The organism is Sphingomonas sp. (assembly GCF_965200135.1).
GTDB lineage: Bacteria > Pseudomonadota > Alphaproteobacteria > Sphingomonadales > Sphingomonadaceae > Sphingomonas.
In genome coordinates, this window is the sequence record NZ_CBDATK010000011.1 from 22,732 (window position 1) to 42,964 (window position 20,233).

General features: G+C 68.8%; 21 protein-coding genes. 9 read left to right on the forward strand and 12 right to left on the reverse strand.

Annotation, left to right across the window (positions count from 1 at the left end; all coding sequences use genetic code 11):
• Nucleotides 1–151: 151 nt before the first annotated feature.
• The 4 genes from petA to ACOFKS_RS13210 all read left to right on the forward strand — a co-directional run bounded on the left by petA (nt 152) and on the right by ACOFKS_RS13210 (nt 3,579).
• On the forward strand, nt 152–676 hold the full coding sequence (petA, locus tag ACOFKS_RS13195; protein WP_419809791.1) for a ubiquinol-cytochrome c reductase iron-sulfur subunit: 525 nt from the start codon (nt 152–154) through the stop codon (nt 674–676).
• Between the two features lie 10 nt (nt 677–686).
• Entirely contained in the window at nt 687–1,970 is a 1,284-nt protein-coding gene (locus ACOFKS_RS13200) for a cytochrome b (protein WP_419809718.1), read from the forward strand.
• Between the two features lie 43 nt (nt 1,971–2,013).
• Nucleotides 2,014–2,859 carry a cytochrome c1 gene (locus ACOFKS_RS13205; RefSeq protein ID WP_419809719.1) on the forward strand — a complete coding sequence of 282 codons (846 nt, stop codon included), beginning with the start codon at nt 2,014–2,016 and terminating at the stop codon, nt 2,857–2,859.
• A gap of 141 nt (nt 2,860–3,000) precedes the next feature.
• On the forward strand, nt 3,001–3,579 hold the full coding sequence (locus ACOFKS_RS13210) for a hypothetical protein (RefSeq protein ID WP_419809720.1): 579 nt from the start codon (nt 3,001–3,003) through the stop codon (nt 3,577–3,579).
• A gap of 165 nt (nt 3,580–3,744) precedes the next feature.
• On the opposite strand, the gene ACOFKS_RS13215 is transcribed toward ACOFKS_RS13210, so the two are convergent.
• The 5 genes from ACOFKS_RS13215 to ychF all read right to left on the reverse strand — a co-directional run bounded on the left by ACOFKS_RS13215 (nt 3,745) and on the right by ychF (nt 7,961).
• Nucleotides 3,745–4,206, reverse strand: coding sequence for a MaoC family dehydratase (locus ACOFKS_RS13215; protein ID WP_419809721.1), 462 nt, complete (start codon nt 4,204–4,206; stop codon nt 3,745–3,747).
• A 1-nt stretch (nt 4,207) separates the two neighbouring features.
• On the reverse strand, nt 4,208–5,506 hold the full coding sequence (locus ACOFKS_RS13220; protein WP_419809792.1) for an ectonucleotide pyrophosphatase/phosphodiesterase: 1,299 nt from the start codon (nt 5,504–5,506) through the stop codon (nt 4,208–4,210).
• A gap of 31 nt (nt 5,507–5,537) precedes the next feature.
• Nucleotides 5,538–6,275, reverse strand: a complete 738-nt coding sequence (locus ACOFKS_RS13225) for a hypothetical protein (RefSeq protein ID WP_419809722.1) — start codon at nt 6,273–6,275, stop codon at nt 5,538–5,540.
• Between the two features lie 102 nt (nt 6,276–6,377).
• On the reverse strand, nt 6,378–6,839 hold the full coding sequence (locus ACOFKS_RS13230; protein WP_419809723.1) for a hypothetical protein: 462 nt from the start codon (nt 6,837–6,839) through the stop codon (nt 6,378–6,380).
• A 21-nt stretch (nt 6,840–6,860) separates the two neighbouring features.
• Nucleotides 6,861–7,961: a redox-regulated ATPase YchF gene (gene ychF, locus ACOFKS_RS13235; protein ID WP_419809724.1), complete on the reverse strand. Its 1,101-nt coding sequence runs from the start codon at nt 7,959–7,961 to the stop codon at nt 6,861–6,863.
• Between the two features lie 202 nt (nt 7,962–8,163).
• Here ychF and ACOFKS_RS13240 point away from each other — a divergent pair, with 202 nt between their 5' ends.
• Nucleotides 8,164–8,751, forward strand: a complete 588-nt coding sequence (locus tag ACOFKS_RS13240; RefSeq protein ID WP_419809725.1) for a hypothetical protein — start codon at nt 8,164–8,166, stop codon at nt 8,749–8,751.
• A 79-nt stretch (nt 8,752–8,830) separates the two neighbouring features.
• Here ACOFKS_RS13240 and ACOFKS_RS13245 read toward each other — a convergent pair whose 3' ends face one another.
• The 4 genes from ACOFKS_RS13245 to lnt are packed head-to-tail and all read right to left on the reverse strand — an operon-like array spanning nt 8,831 to nt 13,059.
• Nucleotides 8,831–9,430 carry a TIGR02466 family protein gene (locus tag ACOFKS_RS13245; RefSeq protein WP_419809726.1) on the reverse strand — a complete coding sequence of 200 codons (600 nt, stop codon included), beginning with the start codon at nt 9,428–9,430 and terminating at the stop codon, nt 8,831–8,833.
• A complete protein-coding gene (locus tag ACOFKS_RS13250) occupies nt 9,427–10,248 on the reverse strand; it encodes a hypothetical protein (RefSeq protein ID WP_419809727.1) in 822 nt (273 codons plus the stop codon). Before ACOFKS_RS13250 ends, ACOFKS_RS13245 begins: the two co-directional genes overlap by 4 nt.
• The gene (gene metK, locus ACOFKS_RS13255) at nt 10,245–11,480 is read right to left on the reverse strand and encodes a methionine adenosyltransferase (RefSeq protein ID WP_419809728.1); all 1,236 of its coding nucleotides are present in this window, start codon (nt 11,478–11,480) and stop codon (nt 10,245–10,247) included. Before metK ends, ACOFKS_RS13250 begins: the two co-directional genes overlap by 4 nt.
• Before the next feature lie 40 nt (nt 11,481–11,520).
• Nucleotides 11,521–13,059, reverse strand: coding sequence for an apolipoprotein N-acyltransferase (gene lnt, locus ACOFKS_RS13260; protein WP_419809729.1), 1,539 nt, complete (start codon nt 13,057–13,059; stop codon nt 11,521–11,523).
• 169 nt (nt 13,060–13,228) lie between these two features.
• Between lnt and ACOFKS_RS13265 the strand changes: the two genes are divergently transcribed.
• Genes ACOFKS_RS13265 through ACOFKS_RS13275 form a run of 3 tightly spaced genes read left to right on the forward strand, consistent with a single transcriptional unit; the run spans nt 13,229 to nt 14,427 of the window.
• A complete protein-coding gene (locus ACOFKS_RS13265) occupies nt 13,229–13,639 on the forward strand; it encodes a VOC family protein (protein ID WP_419809730.1) in 411 nt (136 codons plus the stop codon).
• A gap of 6 nt (nt 13,640–13,645) precedes the next feature.
• Complete coding sequence (locus ACOFKS_RS13270) at nt 13,646–13,948, forward strand: polyhydroxyalkanoic acid system family protein (RefSeq protein ID WP_419809731.1); 303 nt, start codon at nt 13,646–13,648, stop codon at nt 13,946–13,948.
• Entirely contained in the window at nt 13,945–14,427 is a 483-nt protein-coding gene (locus tag ACOFKS_RS13275) for a vgr related protein (RefSeq protein ID WP_419809732.1), read from the forward strand. Before ACOFKS_RS13270 ends, ACOFKS_RS13275 begins: the two co-directional genes overlap by 4 nt.
• On the opposite strand, the gene ACOFKS_RS13280 is transcribed toward ACOFKS_RS13275, so the two are convergent.
• Nucleotides 14,424–15,767, reverse strand: a complete 1,344-nt coding sequence (locus ACOFKS_RS13280; protein ID WP_419809733.1) for a PQQ-dependent sugar dehydrogenase — start codon at nt 15,765–15,767, stop codon at nt 14,424–14,426. The genes ACOFKS_RS13275 and ACOFKS_RS13280 overlap by 4 nt on opposite strands.
• Before the next feature lie 86 nt (nt 15,768–15,853).
• Nucleotides 15,854–18,088, reverse strand: coding sequence for a catalase/peroxidase HPI (gene katG / locus ACOFKS_RS13285; protein ID WP_419809734.1), 2,235 nt, complete (start codon nt 18,086–18,088; stop codon nt 15,854–15,856).
• Between the two features lie 84 nt (nt 18,089–18,172).
• Between katG and ACOFKS_RS13290 the strand changes: the two genes are divergently transcribed.
• Complete coding sequence (locus ACOFKS_RS13290) at nt 18,173–19,069, forward strand: hydrogen peroxide-inducible genes activator (RefSeq protein ID WP_419809735.1); 897 nt, start codon at nt 18,173–18,175, stop codon at nt 19,067–19,069.
• Between the two features lie 253 nt (nt 19,070–19,322).
• Here ACOFKS_RS13290 and ACOFKS_RS13295 read toward each other — a convergent pair whose 3' ends face one another.
• Entirely contained in the window at nt 19,323–20,231 is a 909-nt protein-coding gene (locus tag ACOFKS_RS13295; RefSeq protein WP_419809736.1) for a hemolysin family protein, read from the reverse strand.
• Nucleotides 20,232–20,233 lie beyond the last annotated feature (2 nt).

The following is a 20,233-nucleotide window of genomic DNA, read 5'->3' on the forward strand; positions in this document are numbered from 1 at the left end:
GCCCCGCCGTCTAATGGACCGCGAGCTTTCACCGCCGTTCAGGCGGGCCGCCGGGCGTTGGTCCCGGCCGGACACAGCATAGGGCAAGTGAATGGCGACCGTTTCCGATCAGCTTCCTCCCGGTGAGGACCCGGCGCTGCTCGACGAGGAGATGGGCGATCCGCGTCGCCGCGATTTCCTCAACATCGCCGCCGTGTCGTTCGCGGGCGCGGGCGTGGTCGCGATCGTGCTGCCGCTGGTCAATCAGATGAGCCCGTCCGCCGACGTGCTGGCGCAGTCCTCGACCGAGATCGACCTGTCGAAGATCCTGCCCGGCCAGGCGATCAAGACGCAGTTCCGCAAGCAGCCGCTGTTCGTCCGCAACCTGACGACCAAGGAGATGGCGGAGGCCGACGCGGTGCCGCTGTCCGCGCTGCGCGATCCACAGACGCTGGAGGCGCGGACCAAGGCCGGGCACAAGAACTGGCTCATCACTATGGGCGTCTGCACCCATCTCGGCTGCATCCCGCTGGGTGCCGCCGAGGGTGAGAACCGGGGCGAGTTCGGCGGCTATTTCTGCCCGTGCCATGGGTCGCAATACGATACCGCCGCGCGCATCCGCAAAGGCCCGGCGCCGAAGAACCTCGAAGTGCCGCAATATACGTTCAACTCCCCCACGACCGTCACGGTCGGCTGAGGACCCGCGCATGAGCTTCCCCTGGGCCAAGCACTATGAGCCGAAGCAGCCGCTGATGCGGTGGCTCGACGAGAAGCTGCCGCTGCCGCGCCTCGTCTACAACGCGGTCGGCGCGGGTTATCCGGTGCCGCGCAACCTCAACTATTTCTGGAACTTCGGCGTCCTCGCCGGCGCCGCGCTGGCGATCCAGATCGTCACCGGCATCGTGCTGGCGATGCACTACGCGGCCAATGGCGGCGTCGCCTTCGACTCGGTCGAGGGCATCATGCGCGACGTCAACGCCGGCTGGTTCCTGCGCTATGCCCACGCCAACGGCGCGTCGATGTTCTTCATCGTCGTCTACACCCACATCTTTCGCGGCCTCTATTACGGCTCCTACAAGGCGCCGCGCGAGATGGTGTGGCTGTTGGGCGTCGTCATCTTCCTGCTGATGATGGCGACCGCGTTCATGGGTTACGTGCTGCCCTGGGGTCAGATGAGCTTCTGGGGGGCGCAGGTCATCACCGGCTTCTTCTCCGCGATCCCGCTGGTCGGCGAGAGCATCCGCGTGTGGCTGCTCGGCGGCTACGCGCCGGACAACGCCGCGCTCAACCGCTTCTTCTCGCTCCACTATCTGCTGCCGTTCGTGACGGCGGGCGTCATCATCCTGCACATCTGGGCGCTGCACATTCCGGGGTCGAACAACCCGACCGGGCTGGACGTCAAGGGCGAGCAGGACACGGTGCCGTTCCACCCCTATTATACCGCCAAGGACGGCGTCGGCGTCGGCGTGTTCATGCTGATCTTCGCGTTCCTGCTGTTCTTCTATCCGAATTATCTGGGCCATCCGGACAATTACATCGAGGCGAACCCGCTCTCGACGCCTGCGCACATCGTGCCCGAATGGTATTTCTGGCCCTTCTACGCGATCCTGCGCGCCTTCACCGCGGACTTCATCTTGCCGGCGAAGCTGTGGGGCGTGCTCGCGATGTTCGGGTCGATCCTGCTGCTGTTCTTCCTGCCCTGGCTCGACACCTCGCCGGTCCGCTCGAACAATTATCGGCCGAAGGCGCGGATCGCGTTCTGGGTGCTGGTCGTCGACATCGCGGTGCTGGGCTATTGCGGCGGCTCGCCCGCCGAGCCGATCTACGTGATCCTGAGCCAGATCGGCGCCGCCTATTACTTCGCGCATTTCCTGATCATCCTGCCGATCATCGCCCGGTCGGAGCGCCCGCGCCCGCTGCCCAACTCGATCACCGAGGCGGTGCTGGCCAAGCATGGCGGCACCAGCCCCGCCCAGACGGCGCTCGCGTGAGCCCGTCGATCGCGCATAGGACCCCTGGGGGACACACACGATAATGGTCCGTTTTCTCGCATCCCTGGTCGGCGCGGCGTTCGTGCTGGTGCTCGGCATCGCGCTGTGGGGCAGCATCTCCGGCGTCATCACCGACCCGTCGCCCGCGACGGCGGAGCAGCGCTACTACCACCACCCGATCGAAGACGTGCATTTCGCGTCGGACGGCGTGTTCGGCCATTACGACAAGCAGCAGCTTCAGCGTGGCTATCAGGTCTATAAGGAGGTCTGCGCGGCGTGCCATTCGCTCCGGCAGGTGGCGTTCCGCGACCTGGCGGCGCTGGGCTATGAAGACGCGCAGGTAAAGGCGCTGGCGGCGCAGTGGGACACGATCTCGTCGATCAACCCGGACACCGGCGAGACCGCGACGCGCAAGGGCGTGCCGTCGGATCACTTCCCGCACGTCTATCCCAACGACATCGCCGCGCGGGCGGCGAACGGCGGTGCGGTGCCCCCCGACCTGTCGCTGATGGCGAAGGCGCGCCATGACGGTACGCACTACATTTATTCGCTGGTCGGGCACGGCTATGTCGCCCAGCCGGCGGCGTTGATCCGGGACTTCCCCGATGCGGTCACGCCCAAGGGCCGCTATTTCAACCAGTATTTCGCCAACCTCAACATCGCGATGCCGCCGCCGCTCAAGACCGAGGGGCAGGTGGAGTATGCGGATGGCACGCGGCCGACGGTGGACCAGATGGCGAAGGACGTTGCCGCCTTCCTGACCTGGGCCGCCGAGCCCAAGCTGGAGACGCGGCACGCTGCCGGGCTGGGCGCGCTCGCCTTCATCCTGATCTTCTGCTTCCTCGCCTGGGGCGCCTACCAGAACGTCTGGCGCGACCTGAAGCATTGAGGCTCGGCCTCAGCTCGAAGGAGCGGAGGCCAGCCGGTCCCCGACGTCTTGCGCGATTGCGCAGGAACCGAGCGTGCCGCTCGCCGTTGTCAACGGCAGGCGGCGCGTATCGGCCGTGTCTCGCGTTCGGGAGAACCCATCATGCTCAAGTCCCTGGCGATCGCCGCCCTGACCCTTGGCGTCGGCTTCGGCACCGCGGCCTGCACCGACGGCTATGGCTATAGCGGCGTGTCGGTCGGCTACGCGCAGGGCTATGGCGGCTGGTACGGCTATGACGACGGCTATGGCTATGGCGGCGGATACGGCAACTATCCCGCCTCCTATGGCTGGTACGGCGACTATTATTATCCCGGCAATGGCATCTACGTGTACGACCGGTATCGTCGCCCGTTCCGCTGGAACGGCAACCAGCAGCGCTATTGGCAGGGCCGTCAGCAGTATCGCGGTCAGCAATATCAGGCCCGGGGCGGGCGTGCCGAGTATCGCGAGGACCGCCGCGAACTACGGGAGAACTGGCAGTCGTTCCGCCAGGATCGTCGCGGCGACGACCGCGCCTTCGCCCAGGGTCGCCGCACCGATCGACAGGCGCTGGGCAACGGTCAATTGACCCCAGACCAATATCGCGCCGCACGAGGCGAGGCGCGGCAGGACTATCGCCGCGAGTACCGTCAGGATCGGGGCGCGGTGCGGCGCGAGAACCGGCGTGACCGGCGCAACTGACGGACCAGCCTTGCCGTAGAACGCTGCGGGTCGGCGATGATCTCCCGTCCGGGAGCGCACGCGGCCCGCAGTCGAAACCACAGTCCTTCGGCGCCAAGGTCGACACCTGCGCTGACCCGCCCGGCCGTTGCGCTAGGCGGACGCCATGATCCGGTATCGACCCTTCTAGTCGACCGAGCCTTCATCGGGCCGGGTCCGGATCAGCCCGTTTGACCGATAGCTCATCACCGCGACATCATCCTGGTTGAACACCGTCAGCCGCGTCTTGAAGATCCCCATCTCCGGACGGCTCGCGGACACCCGCTTCTCCAGCAGCTCGCTCTCGCAGCGCAGCACGTCGCCCGGATAGACGGGCTTCAGCCATTTCAGCTCGTCGATCCCCGGCGAACCAAGCCCCGCCTGCCGGTGCGCCTTCAAATTCTCGACCAGCATCGCCATCGTCATCGCGCAGGTGTGCCACCCGCTCGCCGACAGCCGCCCGAAATGCGTCGTCGCCGCCGCCTCGTCCGACAGATGGAACGGCTGCGGATCGAACTTCTCGGCAAAGGCGATCACCTCCGCGCGCGTCACCTCATAGCGGCCGAAGCTGCTCCGCGTGCCGACCACCAGATCCTCGAAATACTGCACGTCAGCGCCTTTCGTCGGAACGGATCAGGGCACGCCGGAACGGCGCGTCGTCGCCGTCAAGTCCGCGGCCAGCGGGTAATCCGATCAGGTCGCGCAGCAACGGCGCAACGTCGGTATTCGGAAACGGCGCCAGCCTCACCCCGGCGCGGAACGCCGGTCCGCTGGCAACGAACAGCGCGCGCATCTCGGGCGCGCGATTGTCATAGCCGTGGTTGCCGCCCGCGAACGCCTCGGTCGGCCCGGTCTTGACGATCGACCAGCCGGTCTCCGCCAGGCACAGCCACGGCGGGATGCGCGCGTTGGTGCCATAAGCGAACCGCGCCGGGATCGCCGCCTTCGGCCAGCAGGTCATGTGCGGCGTCGCCTGCGTCAACGCCCGCGCCAGCGCCGCCTCGCGCCCCGGCATCGGATAGAGCGACCCATACGGTCCGGCCTCTAACACCCGGTAATCGGCGACGTCGGCGATCCGGTCGAGCGCAATCGTGCGCGTGCTCGACGTCGCCGCCATGCCATGATCGGCGACGATCACCAGGTTGGCGGGCTGACCCAGCCCGGCGAGGTCGCGTTGCAGCCTGGCGATCAGGCCGTCCACCTCGGCGACGGCGGCGGTGGTCTCCGGCGCATCGGGTCCATGCTCGTGCCCGGCGGTGTCGACCGTATCGAAATACAGCGTCACCAGCCGCGGCCGCGTCGCCGCCGGGCGGCGCAGCCAGTCGACCACCGCATCGACCCGCTGCGCGCCGCTCAGCGCGATGTTGTATTGCTGCCAGTCGTGTGGCCGCACCCCGCCGACCGGCACGCCGTGGTTCTCGCCTTTGGTCAGCGTGCCGCCCCATGCGACGTTGGCGCCCGGCCAGAACATCGTCGCGGTGCGGATCCCCGCGCGCTCCGCCGTGACCCAGATCGGCTCGGCCGCGTTCCACCAGAACGGATCGTCCGTCGCCATGGTGAACTTCTCGCCGGGGCGGGTCGCGTCCTCCATATTGTTGCCGACGATGCCGTGATGATCGGGCGTCAGCCCGGTCACCAGCGTCCAGTGGTTCGGGAACGTCTTGGACGGAAAGGACGGCAGCATCGGCCCGGTGACGCCGTTCCGCGCCAGTCCCGACAAGGCCGGGGTCACGCCGCGCTCCAGATAGTCAGGCCGGAAGCCGTCGATCGAGATCAGGATCGTCACTACCGACCGCTGCTCCGTGGCCGCCGTCGCGGCTGGCGCAGGTGCGGTGACCGGCGACAGCGCCGGCGGCGTGTAGGGATAGGCGCAGGCGCCGAGCCCCAGCGCCGCGGCGAGGATCGACATGGTGGTCCGCGTCACGCTGTACCCTCCCGGTTCATCTCGGTCGTCCCGCTCGGCGCGCGGCGAGCAGCGCCGCCACCAGCCGCCTGCTCGCGCCCTCGCGTCGCAGCACGTCCGCGCTCAACGCCACCGGCGTCGAGCATGCCTGCATCGCATGGTTGAGGTCGAACTGCAGCACCAGCGCGCCACGCGGCCCGTCCAGCCAGGCCTGCAGCGGCTGTTCGCCGAAGCCTTCGGTGTCGACGAGGCCGAGGCACTCCGCCGGGGCGCCTTCCGCCCGCAGCGACGCATCATACCCCGCCGCATAGAGCGCGAAGAGCCGTGGCGAGGCGAGCGTCACCATCTTGACGCCGTCCGCGACCGTCTCCGGCGTCAGCGTGCCCGCCAGCCGCCGGCCGAGAAGCGCGGTCCAGTCGACCGGCGCGCCCGTCGCGAGGTCATAGACGATCGCGGCATGGCTGTCGTTCGGATGCGCGCCGCCGCAATCGACGTCGTCGGTCGCCCGATAGCTGACGAACGCCGGGCCGCGCATGGTGGCCGTGACCGCGCGCTCCCAGCTGCCCCGCCCCGGTCCGGCATCGCGCCGGCACTGCGCCGCCTCGCGCAGCACCGCCGCGTCCAGCCGCGCCACCGCCGCATTGATGCGCCGCGCCGCCGCCGTGGCGGGCCGGGCGATGCGTGGATAGGCGGCGATGTCGTGCCGCAGCGCGCGCGGCGGCGTCATCGCGATCGGGCCGGCGAGGAGCGCGGCAAGAGCGAGGACGAACGGCATCGCGCTTCTCTCGCATGCGACGCGGCCGCGAGCCAGCCCCGTCGCCGTGCGCGATGCCCGTCGGCATCGCACCGCCATGCCCCATGCCGCGGGCGCGCGAAATCAGACATGATCGTCGCGCAGCGATCGCGCACGCGGCGTGTACGCCAATGTCGGGGGCAGCAGGCGGAGGAAGTCGCGGGCGCGCGTCTTGTCGGCGAGATCGATATAGAGGCGCCCGGCCGACCGGCTCCGCACCTCCAGCCGCGTGACGAACGGCAGCGGAAAGAAGTGGACGCGCGTGATGTCGGCGAAGGCCCAGCGATCGGGCTTGAACACCTTGAAGCGCAGCCCGTCGGGCGCGACCTCCAGCCGTGGGCTGATGCCGTTCTGCGCGGCGCCGAGAAACCGATACCGCCGCTGAAGGCTGCGTACCGGGACCATCGTCACACCGGCCTCGCCCGGCGACGCAGGCTGGTCCGACCTGCGCCGCAGCCGGGTGACGAACCACAGCGCCAGCCCGAGCGACAGGGGGATCACGAGCGCGAAATTCCCGATCAGCAGCAGCGCCGTCTGCTTCTCCACCTGCCGGTCCCCTAGTCCGCGCTAGACGTTGAACCGGAACAGCAGCACGTCGCCGTCCTGAACGACATAGTCCTTGCCCTCCGACCGCAGCTTGCCCGCCTCACGCGCGCCCGCTTCGCCACCCAGCGCGACATAGTCCGCATAGGCGATCGTCTCGGCACGGATAAACCCGCGCTCGAAATCGGAATGGATCGCGCCCGCCGCCTGCGGTGCCTTGTCGCCGACCGGGATCGTCCAGGCGCGCGCCTCCTTCGGCCCGACGGTGAAGAAGGTGAGCAGGTCGAGCAGCCGATACCCCGCCTGGATGACGCGGGCGAGGCCGGTCTCCGCCAGTCCCAGCTCGGCCAGGAACTCGCCGCGCTCCTGCGGCGGCATGGTCGCGATCTCCGCCTCGATCGCCGCCGACACCACCACCGCCTGCGCGCCCTCCGCCGCCGCCTTGGCGAAGACGCGCGCGGACAGCGCGTTGCCCTCGGCCGCATCGCCCTCGTCGACGTTGCAGACGTACAGCACGGGCTTGCCGGTCAGCAGCTGCGCGTGCGCCAGGTGCCGCGCCTCCTCCGGGTCGGTCACCTGCGTCAGCCGCGCGGGCTTGCCCTCGCGCAGCAGGTCCAGCGCGCGGCCCAGCACCGTCGCCGCGATCTTCGCCTCCTTGTCGCCCTGCACGCCCTTCTTGGCGAGGTTGGGGACGCGCTTCTCCAGGCTCTCCAGATCGGCGAGCATCAGCTCGGTTTCCACCGTCTCGGCGTCGGCGATCGGATCGACCTTGCCCTCGACATGCGTGACGTCGCCGTCCTCGAAACAGCGCAGGACGTGGACGATCGCGTCGACCTCGCGGATGTTCGCCAGGAACTGGTTGCCCAGCCCCTCGCCCTTCGACGCGCCGCGCACCAGCCCGGCGATGTCGACGAAGCCCAGCTGCGTCTCGATCACCTTGGCCGAATGGGCGAGCGCCGCCAGCTTCTCCAGCCGCTCGTCGGGCACCGCGACGTTGCCGACGTTGGGCTCGATCGTGCAGAACGGATAGTTGGCGGCCTGTGCGGCGGCCGTTTCGGTCAAGGCATTGAAAAGCGTCGACTTGCCGACGTTCGGCAGGCCGACGATGCCGCAGCGGAAACCCATGGCGAACTCATATGATGGGGAAAGGGAAGCGCGCGCTGTAGGCGGTCGCAAGCCGCCGCGCCAGTTGGCTTCAACCAGCCCCGTTTCCGCACAGTCCGGCGCAACCCGGCCGAGGGCGGCAATGACGCGGTAATCGCTTTGTGGCAGCACTGTGGCGTCAGAGGTGCCGTGGATTCGGCGCGCGGCGAGCAGGCGGGGTGGCATGCGAGCATCGGCGAGGGTGATGGCGGCGATGGTGATCGCCACGGCGGCGGCGGGCGTTGCGGCCGAAGAACCGCTGCCCGCCACGCCCGTCCTGGTTGCCGCGATGACGCAGGTGCCCGCGCCACCGGCTCGGGTCGCCAGTCCGTTCCGGATCGTGTCGGCGATCCTCTCCGACGATCCCAGCTTCCGTATCGACGACCCCCGCTCGATGCTGCGGAGCGGCTATGGCGGCTCGATGGTCGACCTGTTCCCGTTCGAAGGGGGCAAGTTCCATCTGTCGGGCGGGGGGCACTTGTTCGGACGCGCGGGGCGACCTCGGCCGGTGGCCGCCGATCCCGAGTCGTTGCGCTATCTGCAACCGTTCCGCGCCGGCGCGTTGCGCGCGGGGCGGCGGTTCAGCCCCGCGATGCTGGTCGGCTATGGCCGGACCGTCGAGCAGGGACTCGCGATCGGCATCGATGCCGGGTTGGTGATGGGCCGGGTCGGTGTGACCCCTGATCGACTGACCCGTCACCGGCTCTATGCGAACGGCGCCCGCGGTCGGATGAACGAACTGGCGCGCGTCACCGCGTTGTACCGGTTCTAACCGGCTTCGGCCTGCCGCTGAGCGTCACCGTCGCCAACTTCCGTGTCAGCAACGTCATCGTCTGTTGGACTAGCGAGCCTCACCGATAGTTGAAGCTGACGCTGATCCGCTCGCCCTTGCCGGTCCCCGCAGGCACCTCGTGCCGCAGCCAGCTCTCCCACAACAGGATCGTGCCCGGCATGGGCGTCAGCTCGACGAAGGTCCGCTGGCCCTCCGGCGCATCGGCGCGACGGGTCGGCGCCGCCATCAGCATCGGCAGCCTGGGATCCTCCAGCTTCAACCCTCGCGAACCCGGCGGCAGCGCGACATAAAAAGTCCCGGAAACAACGCTGTGCGGGTGCAGATGCCCGCTATGCGCGCCACCGCCGCGCAACAAATTGACCCACAGGCTGTCGAGCCGCAGCTTGCGATCGAGGTCGAACGCGCAAGCCTCGGCGAACCGCGCGACATGCCGATCGAGGTGCCGCTTCAGCGCCGCGAACGCAGGATCGCGCATCGGCAGATCTTCCAGCGAGGCATAGGAGGTGTAGCCGCGATAGCCATGCTCCCGCGCCCAACGCCGCCCCGCACCGTCGTCCTGCGCCAGCGTCCTGACCGAATGCTCCAGCTCGGCCAGCAGCGCCGGATCGTCCAGCGCGCCCTCGTATAGCTGCGTCGCGAACAGGCTCCGAACGCTCATCGCACGGGCACCGGGCGCGGGCCGCTGACCCGTCCGCCGTCGACTGTCCACAGGCGCGGTGTCGGGGTCGTCGTCAGCACGAAGATCGGCAGCCTGATCGCCAGCGACGAAAAGACGTGGATCTCCGTCGGCACCGGATCGAGCAGATGAGTGATTGTCACCCCCACCGCCGTCGCGCCGTTCGCGCGAGCGGGCGGTTGCACGAGCATTTCCAGGCAGCTCCTGCTGAAGGCGTGCGGCGTGCCGGCGGTGCCGTCGGGCGCCACATCGACTGCATAATGCCCGCCGAACGGCAGGTGCGCTCGATCCGACTGCGGCGTGAGATAATAGACGCGGACGACGCCCGATACGGGATCGACCGGTAGGACGACGGTATTGAAGGACGACGACCCACACGGGCGGACACCCGCCTGCCGCACCGCGATGTTCGCCGCCGCGAGTGCCTTCAGCCGCTGCAGGTTCGCGGGCGAGAGCGCGCGATCCTCGTCCGGCCCGAGCACCCGCCCGGACTGAAGCCGGCCATCACGGAACTGCGCGACGTAGAAGGCGTGCGGTGTCGACTGGCGATCATAGAAGATCAGCCGGGGCGACGCCGCCGGACCATCGGCGATGTAGCCGGCGACCTTCGTGGCTGGCTCGCGCACCTTGGCCAGCATGTCATCGGTGCCGTGCCACGCCGCCTGATCGTAGGCGTAGATCAGCGCGCCGCGCGCGGTCGCCAGCGCTACCGCCGCCTGCTCGGCGACGGAGACGGCCGCACGCTCGTCCCGCGCCGCCGCCGGCGCGGCGAGCAGCAGGGCGAGCGCGAGGACCTTCACGCCGCCAGCCGCTCCTTGAGCTTGTCGACGAGGTCGGTCCGCTCCCACGTGAAGTGGTCGCCGTCAGCCTGCCGGCCGAAATGGCCATAGGCGGCGGTCGGCGCATAGATCGGCTTGTTGAGCCCCAGATGCGTGCGGATCGTGCGCGGGGTCAGCTTGCTGCCCAGGATGTCGGCCAGCACCGCCTCGATCTTCGCCTCGTCGACCGTGCCGGTCCCGTGCGTGTCGACATAGAGCGACAGCGGCTCGGCGACGCCGATCGCATAGGACAGCTGGATCGTGCAGCGTGTCGCCAGCCCGGCGGCGACGACGTTCTTCGCCAGATAGCGTGCGACATAGGCGGCGGAACGGTCGACCTTCGTCGGGTCCTTGCCGCTGAACGCGCCGCCGCCGTGCGGGGCCGCGCCGCCATAGGTGTCGACGATGATCTTTCGCCCGGTCAGACCGCAGTCGCCGTCCGGCCCACCGATCTCGAACGCGCCGGTCGGGTTGACGTAGAGTGCCGTCTCGTCGGTGACGAACCCGTCGGGCAGCTCGTCCTTCAGGACGCCGACGATATAGTCGCGCAGCTCGGCATATTTGGCAGGGTCGGCGTTCTGGCCCTTTTCCGCATAGCCGGGCTTGTGTTGCGTCGAGACGACCAGCGCGGTGGCGCGGACCGGCTTCTCGTTCTCATACTGTAGCGTCACCTGGCTCTTGGCGTCCGGCTCCAGGAACGGCGCGGCGCCCGAATGGCGGTCGGCGGCGAGCCGCTCCAGGATGCGATGCGAGTAATAGAGCGTGGCCGGCAGCAGGTCGGGCGTCTCGTCGGTGGCATAGCCGAACATGATGCCCTGATCGCCCGCGCCCTCGTCCTTGTTGCCCGCCGAATCGACGCCCATCGCGATCTCGGCGGACTGGGCGTGGAGGTTGTTCTCGAACGTCGCGGTCTGCCAGTGAAAGCCCTCCTGCTCGTAACCGATCCGCCTGATGGCGGCACGCGCGACCTCCTCGATCTTGCGCTTGCCCTCGTCGGTCAGGTTGCCGTCGGCATCGACGATCGTGCGATCCGACGACCGGACCTCGCCCGAAAGGATGATGCGTTGCGTCGTCACCATCGTCTCGCAGGCGACACGCGCCTCCGGGTCGGTCGAGAGGAACAGGTCGACGACGGCGTCGCTGATCTGGTCGGCGACCTTGTCGGGATGACCCTCCGACACCGACTCGGACGTGAACAGGTAGGAAGAGCGCATCGGAGAACCTGCTGATATAAGGAAAGCTTTATATGAGCATCTAGCGCTGGCGACGGCGCAAGGCAACGGCTCCCGCGACGAGCAACGCGCCCGTGAGCAGCGCCAGCCAGTTGCCCCAGCGCGAGAACAGCGTCGGCGGCAGCGGCGGGGGCAACGGCACGGTCAGCGCGCCAGCCCGACCGAGCGGGAGGTGGGCGATCAGCGCGCCGTCGGCATTGATCACGGCGGAGATGCCGGTCGGGGTCGATCGGACGATCGGCAGCCCTTCCTCGATCGCACGCAGTCTGGCCTGCGCCAGATGCTGCGGCGGTCCCCACCTGCCGAACCAAGCGTCGTTGGACGGGTTGAAGAGCAGCACCGGACGATGGTTCGGGTCGACGACGCGGCCGGAGAAGACGATCTCGTAACAGACCTGGATGCCCACCGGCCCGATCCCCGGCACCACGATATTGCGCGGCCCCGGCCCGGCGTCGAAATCGATGTCACCCGGCACAAGCCGCGACAGGCCGATCGGCTCCAGCAGCTGCCGCAGGGGCAGATATTCGCCGTAAGGGACCAGATGCGCCTTGGCGTAGCGGCCGTGCAGCCGCGCGTCGGCGCCGACCGCGAAGACCGTGTTGCCCGCGCCGGTGATGTCCGCCGTCGGCCCGAAGGCGAGGCTGGTCGCGCCGGTCAGCAACGTGTCGCGTGGCCCGAGCAGCCGCGCGAGACGGCGGCGGAGGTCGCGGGGCTCGCCGTCCTCATAGGCCCAGTCGGGATAACCGTCCTCCAGGAACGGCCGCACGACGCCTTCGGGCCACAGGATCAGGCGGGGGTAGGGGGCAGGCTTGCCCGATAGTCGAACGAGGGGGGCGAGCACGCGCTGCGCGTCGTCGTCGCTGCGTTCGTTCTGGTTGATGTTCGGCTGGACGACGACGAGATGCGGTGTGACCGGTGGTAATGGCGGCGGTGGAGCGAAGCGCCGGTAGCTGAAGGCGTGATCGGCTCCGACCAATGCGATCACGCCAGCGGCAGCGGCGATAGGCCAAGGACGGCGGGGAAGAATGAGCAGCAACGCCGCAGCCGTAACCGTGAGTCCCGACAGCGCATAAGTACCCACCAATGCGGCCCCGCTGACGACATCTTGCACCGGCACCCACGCCACGGCGATCGGGTCCCATGGGTAGCCGGTGAACAGCCACCCGCGCAGGCACTCGGTCGCGATCCACGCCGCGCCCGCGATCAGCGCGAACCCGGCGTCCGGCTTTGGCCCGCGCCACCGCCACATCAGCAGCGCGGCGGCCATCGGGAACAGCGCCAGATACAGCGCCAGCGCCGGCGGTGCGACATAGCCGAGCGCGTGCGGCATTGTGTCCTGGAGGTCGAAGGCGTGACCGATCCAGTTGTTGTTGACGGTGAAATGGCCGAGCCCGAACAGCCATCCCCGCCATGCCACCGCGCGCCAGGTCGGGGCCGCGTGAACCAGGAACAGCCATCCGGCCAGCCCGATCAGCGTCAGCGGCCACAGCTCCAGCGGCGCGAAACCGAGCGCTGCGATGGCACCGAGGGCGAGCGAAAACAGGGCGGGGAAGCGGAGCACGGATGGCCTGTAGCCAATCCTCCCCGGCACGGGGAGAGGGGCCGCGCCAGCTTGCTCGTGTGGTGGCGGGGGTTCTCCACCAGCGGTGCGCTTGATCGGCTCGCCCCCTTCCGTCATCGTTGCGCGATGCCACCTCCCCGTGCCGGGGAGGATTTGCTAGTTGTCACCAATGCGTCCCTTCCATCTCGCTTTTCCCGTCCATGATCTCGCGGCCGCACGCGCCTTTTATGGCGACATCCTTGGCTGCCCCGAGGGGCGCTCCTCTGACCAGTGGATCGATTTCGACCTTTACGGTCACCAGATCGTCGCGCATCTGTCGGCGGCGGCCAAGGCGGAGAGCAGCAACCCCGTCGACGGCCACGACGTTCCAGTGCCGCACTTCGGCGTGGTGCTGACCATGCCCGACTGGGAAGAATTAAGCGAACGTGTCCGCGCGGCGGGCGTGGTCTTCGGGATCGAGCCGCATGTCCGCTTCAAAGGCGAGCCGGGCGAGCAGGCGACGATGTTCTTCCGCGACCCGTCCGGCAACGCCTTGGAGTTCAAGGCGTTCGGAGACGACGCCAACCTCTTCGCGAAGTAGACCCAGATGGCCAACCCGATCACCCTCGATATTCCGCATCAGCTCGGCAAGGCGGGCGTCCGCTCGCGGCTGGAGGATGGCATCGGCCGGTTGGGCGAGAAGATCCCCGGTGGGGCGTCGGTGCAGCATCGCTGGGACGGCGACACGCTGCACTTCACGGTGCAGGCGATGGGCCAGTCGATCGTCAGCACCGCGACGGTGTTCGACAAGCATGTCCATGCCGTCGTCGACCTGCCCGGCTTCCTCGCCATGTTCGCCGGGCCGATCAAGGCGGCTATCGAAGCAGAAGCGCCCAAGCTCCTGAAGTGATCCGGCGCCTGTTCCTGGGCAGCCGGCGACTGACCGGCGGGGAGACCGCCATGCTGCGGGCGGTGTTCGGCGCCGACAGCGTCTGGGATGGTGTGAGGGTCCGCCCGTACAACCTCTGGTGGCCGTTCCCCAACACGCGCGCCATCACACCGGCGGGCAGCATCTATTTCGCGCCCGCCGACTATCGGCCCGACTACAGCGCCGCCGAGGTGCCGCTCGGTCTGAAAGCGCTGTTCATGCACGAGAGCACGCACGTTTATCAATGGTATGGGCTGGGCTGGTGGGTATGGGCACGGGGGCCGTTCGATCGGAACTACGAATACCAGCTGGTGCCCGGCCGGTCGTTGCACGAATACGGGCTGGAGCAGATGGGCATGATCGTGCAGCATTACTTCACGTTGCTACGCGGCGGGCGTGTGCCGAAGCCCTACACCCTCGCCGATTACGCGCCGCTGCTGCCCACCGGCCGGTCCTCCTAGCGGGCAGCGGTCTGCTGCCGCGCCGTTACTCGCCAGATCGTGTTGCCGACATCGTCAGCGACCAGCATCGCGCCATGAGAGTCGCCGATCACCGCGACCGGCCGCCCGCGCGCGTCGCCCTTGGCATCCAGGAACCCGGTGAGCACGTCAACCGGCTTGGCACCCGGCCGGGGGAAACCCGAGCCGGCGAAGGGCACGTAGACGACCTTGTAGCCCGACACGGGCTTGCGGTTCCACGAGCCGTGCTCGCCGATGAACGCGCCGCTGCCCCAGGTGCCGCCCAGCCGGACCTCGTTGGAAAAGGCGAGGCCGAGGGCGGCGACGTGCGGCCCCAGCGCGTAATCGGGGCGCTTCGAATATTCCTGTAGCGCCGGGTTCTCGGGCTCCACGCGGGTATCGGGATAGCCGCCCCAATAATACCAGGGCCAGCCGAAATGATCGCCCAGCTCGACTTGCGTCAGGTAATCGGGCGCGAGGTCCGAGCCGAGCATGTCGCGCTCGTTGACCACGGTCCACAGCTCGCGCGTGACCGGGTTGATCGCCATGCCGTTGGGATTGCGGAGGCCCGCTGCATAGACCCGCAGCGTCTTGGTATCGGGCGCGACCTCCAGAATGTCGGCGCGATACTGCTCCGCCTCGATGCCGTTCTCGGCGATGTTCGACGACGAGCCGACCGTCACGAACAAATGCTTGCCGTCGGGTGCGGCGAGCAGATTGCGTGCCCAGTGGTTGCCGCCGCCGGGCAGCTTGACGACCAGCTCCGGTTTCGCGGTGATCCGCGTCGCGGCGGGCGTGTAGGGCACGCGCACCACCGCGTCGGTGTTGCCGATGTAGAGGTAGCCGCCCATCACCGTCATGCCGAACGGCGAGTTGAGCCCGGTCAGGAACGGCGTCCGGCTCTCCGCCACGCCGTCGCCGTCGGCATCCCGGAGCAGCGTGATGCGGTTGGCGGACGGCACGCCCGCGCCGCCCTTGTTCATAAGCCAGCCTGCCACCAGCGTGGTGACACCGCCGCCCTCGCGCGGCGGCGAGTTGGTCTCGGCGACCAGCACGTCGCCGTTGGGCAGGCGATACAGCCAGCGCGGATGGTCGAGCCCGCGCGCGAAGGGCTGCACCGCGAGGCCGGGTGCGGGTGTCGGCATCTGACCCTCGGCCCAGCCGACCGCGTTGGCGACGATCATCGTCGGGATATATTGCCGGCGGGGGTCGGTAATCTTCGGCCGCTGACCCTCCACCTGCGCGATCGGCACCCGCGCCGGATCGGGCCAGCCGAGATAGACCATGACGGCGATCACCAGGACCAGCAGGATCGCGGCAACGCGAAGGATGTGCTTGAGCATGGTGCAAATCTAGGCTGTCGCCCGCATAAACGAAAGGGCCGCCGGCATCGCTGCCGACGGCCCGATCATGCGCGACGTGCGCCCGCTCAGCTGGCGGGCACGTCCTTGTCGCCGGCCGTATAGGGCGCCCAGCCGAGGTCGAAGCGGTCCGAATCCATCACCTTCGCCCATGCCTGGACGAACTCCGCGACGAACTTGTCCTTGGCGTCGTCGCAGGCATAGACCTCCGCCAGCGCGCGCAGCTGCGAGTTGGAGCCGAACACCAGATCGGTGCGCGATGCGGTCCACATCTGCTCGTGCGTGAGGCGGTCGGTGCCCAGGAACTCCTCGTCCGACTCCTCGCTGACCAGCTTCCACGCCGTCGCCATGTCGAGCAGGTTGACGAAGAAGTCGGTCGTGAGCTGCCCCGGACGGTCGGTGAGGACGCCGTGCTTCTCCGCATCCGCGTGGTTCGCGCCGAGGACACGCAGGCCACCGACCAGCACCGTCATCTCCGGCGCGCTGAGGCCGAGCAGCTGTGCGCGGTCGACCAGCAGCTCCTCGGTTGGCACGGTGAACTTCGTGCTGAGGTAATTGCGGAAGCCGTCCGCCTTGGGCTCCAGCGGTCCGAAGCTGTCGGCGTCGGTCTGTTCGGCGGTCGCGTCGCCACGGCCCGAGGTGAAGGGCACGCTGACGTCGTGGCCTGCCGCCTTTGCCGCCTGCTCGACGCCGAGATTGCCGCCGAGCACGATCAGGTCGGCGATGCTGACCGACCCGTGGTCGGCCTTGATGCCGTCATAGACCGCGAGCACCTTGGCCAGCTCGGCCGGCTCGTTGACCGCCCAGTCCTTTTGCGGCGCGAGGCGGATGCGCGCACCGTTGGCGCCGCCGCGCTTGTCCGAGCCGCGGAAGGTCGAGGCGGACGCCCAGGCGGTCTTGACCAGTTGCGCGATCGTCAGGCCGGAGGCGGCGATCCTGTCCTTGAGCGCCGTCACGTCGGCGTCGCTCAGCTCGGTCCCGGCGGGGATCGGGTCCTGCCAGATCAGGTCCTCGGTCGGCGCCTCGGGGCCGAGGTAGCGGCTGCGCGGCCCCATGTCGCGATGGGTCAGCTTGAACCAGGCCCGCGAGAAGGCATCGGCGAAATAGGCCGGGTCGGCGCGGAACCGCTCCAGGATGGCGCGGTACTTCGGGTCGTCCTTGAACGCGAGATCGGCCGTCGTCATCATCGTCGGGACCTGCTTGCCCGCGGTGTGCGCGGCAGGCGCCAGCGTGTCGGTGGGGTCACCGACCGGGTGCCACTGGTTGGCGCCCGCCGGGCTCTTCTCCAGCTCGTAATCGTGGCCGAGGATCATCTCCAGATAGGTCTGGTCCCACTCGGTCGGAGTCGGCGTCCACGCGCCCTCGATGCCCGAGGTGATGGTGTCGTCGCCCATCCCGCTGCCGTGCGTCGACTGCCAGCCGAAACCCATGTGCGCGATGTCGGAGCCCTCCGGCTCCTTGCCGACCTTGGAGGCGTCGCCGGCGCCATGCGCCTTGCCGAAGGTGTGACCGCCGGCGGTCAGCGCCGCCGTCTCCTCGTCGTTCATCGCCATGCGCGAGAACGTCTCGCGCAGGTCGCGCGCCGAGCCCTTGGCGTCGGGCTTGCCGCCCGGCCCCTCCGGATTGACGTAGATGAGGCCGTGCTGGATCGCCGCCAGCGGCTCCTCCAGCGCCATCCCGGCCTCGTCGTCGATGCGGGTCTGGCCGAGCCACTCCTGCTCGGTGCCCCAATAGATGTCGCGCTCCGCCTCGAACACGTCCTCGCGCCCGCCGGAGAAGCCGAACACCGGCCCACCCATCGATTCGATCGCGACATTGCCGGCGAGGATGAACAGGTCGGCCCAGGACAGCGCCGCGCCGTACTTCTGCTTGATCGGCCAGAGCAGGCGGCGCGCCTTGTCGAGGTTGCCGTTGTCCGGCCACGAGTTGAGCGGCGCGAACCGCTGCGACCCCGAGGTCGAACCGCCACGCCCGTCGCCGGTGCGATAGGTGCCGGCCGAGTGCCAGGCCATGCGGATGAAGAACGGGCCGTAGTGACCGTAGTCGGCGGGCCACCAGGGCTGGCTGTCGGTCATCAGCGCGGTAAGGTCGCTCTTCACCGCCCAGTAGTCGAGGCTCTCGAACGCCTCGCGATAATCGAAGTCGCGGCCGTAGGGGCTAGGCGAGGTGCCGTTCTGCGTCAGGATCTGGAGCGACAGCGACTCCGGCCACCAGTCGCGGCTGGTCTGGCCGAGCAGCTTGCGCTTGGTCGCGGCCTTCTTCTGGGGGTCGTTGAGCGGGCTGCCCGAGGTGATGGCGTCCATGGGTTCGTCCTTCCGGCGCTGAATGATGATCCTCAATGGACGGGGAGGATAAATCGGTCCAACGAATTAAACCTATTTCTGTGATTGGATCGTCCGATTAGCGCGCTGCCTTCGCTCCGCCAGCTCTCCTACCTGCTCGCGCTGCACGAGCACGGCCATTTCGGGCGGGCCGCGGCGGCGACCTTCGTCACGCAATCGACGCTGTCAGTCGGGATCGCCGAGCTGGAGCGGACGCTGGGGGCGACGCTGGTCGAGCGGACGCGGCGGACGGTAGCATTCACGCCGCTGGGCGAGGACGTGGTGGCGAGGGCGCGCGGCGTGGTGCGGGCGGCGGAGGACCTGCTCGCCGCCGCACAGGGCGCGCGCGAGCCGCTGGTCGGCACGGTCCGGCTCGCGGCGATCCCGACGGTGGCGCCGTTCCTGTTGCCGCGCGTGCTGCCCGCCGTCGCGGCGGCGTGGCCGCGGCTGAAGCTGATCGTGCGCGAGATGCTGACCGGCGCGGCGTGCGAGGCGCTGGGGCGCGGCAGCCTCGATTGCGTGCTGCTGGCGCTGCCGGTCGAGTGCGGGGAGGTGGAGAGCTGTCCGGTGCTGGCGGACAAGCTGCTGCTCGCCAGCGCGGACGGCGCGATGGATGCGATGCTGCCGCTCGACGAACTCGACAGCAGCCGGCTGCTGCTGCTGGAGGACGGTCATTGCCTGAAGGACCATGCGCTCGCCGCCTGCGACCTGCCGACCGATGCGGGCGAGGCGCCGCTGGTGGCGTCGACGTTGCAGACGCTGGTGCAGCTGGTCGATGCCGGGCTGGGCTTTACGCTGCTGCCGGCGATGGCGGTCGAGGCGGGGATGCTGGCGGGGACGCGGGTCCGGTCTCAAGCGGTCGAGGGGGCCGAGCGGCAGGTGGCGCTCGCCTGGCGACGCGGTCATGCGCGCGCGGAGGAGTTCCGCCTGCTGGGCGCGACGGTGCGCGCGGCGGTGGGTTGAGCCGGCGGCGGTCGATCGCTTCGGACGGGAGTCGCCGACGATCGTGCGATCAAGCTCCATCTGCGGCCGCCGCGCGGCCCAAAAGTGAGCAAAGGTAACACCAAAACGGATCGCGCGTCGCCGACGCCAGCGCACAGTCGGCGGCTTGGTCCGCCGGTTACGGATGACGGACGAGTGGTGGGAGACGATGCGAAAGAGCGATGTCGGGCTAAGCGGACCGCCGCTTGTAGGACAGCGTTATCGCGCTGCCGACTCAGGCCGCCGCGTCCTCCGGCTCGGGTACGGGCGGATGCAGCCGGAGGCGGTTGACGCGGCGTTCGTCGGCGTCGGTGACCTCGATCTTCCAGCCGGAGGGATGATCGATACAGGCGCCGCGTGGGGGCACGTGGCCGGCGAGCAGCGCGGTCAGCCCGCCGAGCGTGTCGATATCACCGCCGGTCTCGCCCAGGCGGGCATCGACCAACTCGGCCACGTCCTCCAGCTCGGCACGCGCGTCGGCGTCCCAGGCACCGCCGTCCAGTGGCACCAGCAGCGCCGTGGGTGCGTCGTCATGCTCGTCCTCGATCTCGCCGACGATCTCCTCGATCAGGTCCTCGATCGTGACCAGCCCCTCCGTCCCCGAATATTCGTCGAGCACCACCGCCAGGTGGACGCGGCTGGACCGCATGTCGGCGAGCAGGTCCAGCGCGCCGCGCGCCATCGGTACGTAGAGCGGCTCGCGGATCAGGTCGGCGAGGGTGGCGGGGTGCTCCGCGCCGGTCGCCAGGATCGCGAACACGTCCTTGATATGGACCATGCCGACGATCGTATCGAGCGCACCCCGATAGATCGGCAGGCGGCTATGGCCGGCCTCCGCGAAGATCTGCACGAGGTGGGCGAAGCTGGTCTGTTCCTCGACCGCGACGATGTCCGCGCGCGGCACGCCGACGTCGCCGGCGTCGCGCTCGCCGAAATGGAGCAGGTTGCGGACCATCTGGCGTTCGAGCGGCGACAGGTCGCCCTTGGCATCGGGCGCCGGATCGCCCTCGTGCCGGTCGATCGCGTCCTCCAGCTGGTCGCGCAGCGTGTCCTCGCCGTCGCGCCCGAAGATCAGGCTCTTCAGCCCGCGCCAGATACTGCCTTCGTCGCCAGCGGGGCCGGCGCTACTTCGGTCGTCGGGCACGT

Excerpts from the sequence above, each read along its gene's own strand:
- ychF (WP_419809724.1), bottom strand. The coding sequence starts at position 7,961 with ATGGGTTTCCGCTGCGGCATCGTCGGCCTGCCGAACGTCGGCAAGTCG.
- ACOFKS_RS13220 (WP_419809792.1), bottom strand. The coding sequence starts at position 5,506 with ATGTCGATCCTCGCCGCGGCGCTGGGGCTCGGCGCCTGCGCCTATCCC.
- petA (WP_419809791.1), top strand. The coding sequence starts at position 152 with ATGGGCGATCCGCGTCGCCGCGATTTCCTCAACATCGCCGCCGTGTCG.
- katG (WP_419809734.1), bottom strand. The coding sequence starts at position 18,088 with ATGGACGCCATCACCTCGGGCAGCCCGCTCAACGACCCCCAGAAGAAG.
- ACOFKS_RS13245 (WP_419809726.1), bottom strand. The coding sequence starts at position 9,430 with ATGAGCGTTCGGAGCCTGTTCGCGACGCAGCTATACGAGGGCGCGCTG.
- ACOFKS_RS13280 (WP_419809733.1), bottom strand. The coding sequence starts at position 15,767 with ATGCTCAAGCACATCCTTCGCGTTGCCGCGATCCTGCTGGTCCTGGTG.
- ACOFKS_RS13240 (WP_419809725.1), top strand. The coding sequence starts at position 8,164 with ATGCGAGCATCGGCGAGGGTGATGGCGGCGATGGTGATCGCCACGGCG.
- ACOFKS_RS13225 (WP_419809722.1), bottom strand. The coding sequence starts at position 6,275 with ATGCCGTTCGTCCTCGCTCTTGCCGCGCTCCTCGCCGGCCCGATCGCG.
- ACOFKS_RS13265 (WP_419809730.1), top strand. The coding sequence starts at position 13,229 with ATGCGTCCCTTCCATCTCGCTTTTCCCGTCCATGATCTCGCGGCCGCA.
- ACOFKS_RS13210 (WP_419809720.1), top strand. The coding sequence starts at position 3,001 with ATGCTCAAGTCCCTGGCGATCGCCGCCCTGACCCTTGGCGTCGGCTTC.
- ACOFKS_RS13270 (WP_419809731.1), top strand. The coding sequence starts at position 13,646 with ATGGCCAACCCGATCACCCTCGATATTCCGCATCAGCTCGGCAAGGCG.
- ACOFKS_RS13205 (WP_419809719.1), top strand. The coding sequence starts at position 2,014 with ATGGTCCGTTTTCTCGCATCCCTGGTCGGCGCGGCGTTCGTGCTGGTG.
- ACOFKS_RS13200 (WP_419809718.1), top strand. The coding sequence starts at position 687 with ATGAGCTTCCCCTGGGCCAAGCACTATGAGCCGAAGCAGCCGCTGATG.
- metK (WP_419809728.1), bottom strand. The coding sequence starts at position 11,480 with ATGCGCTCTTCCTACCTGTTCACGTCCGAGTCGGTGTCGGAGGGTCAT.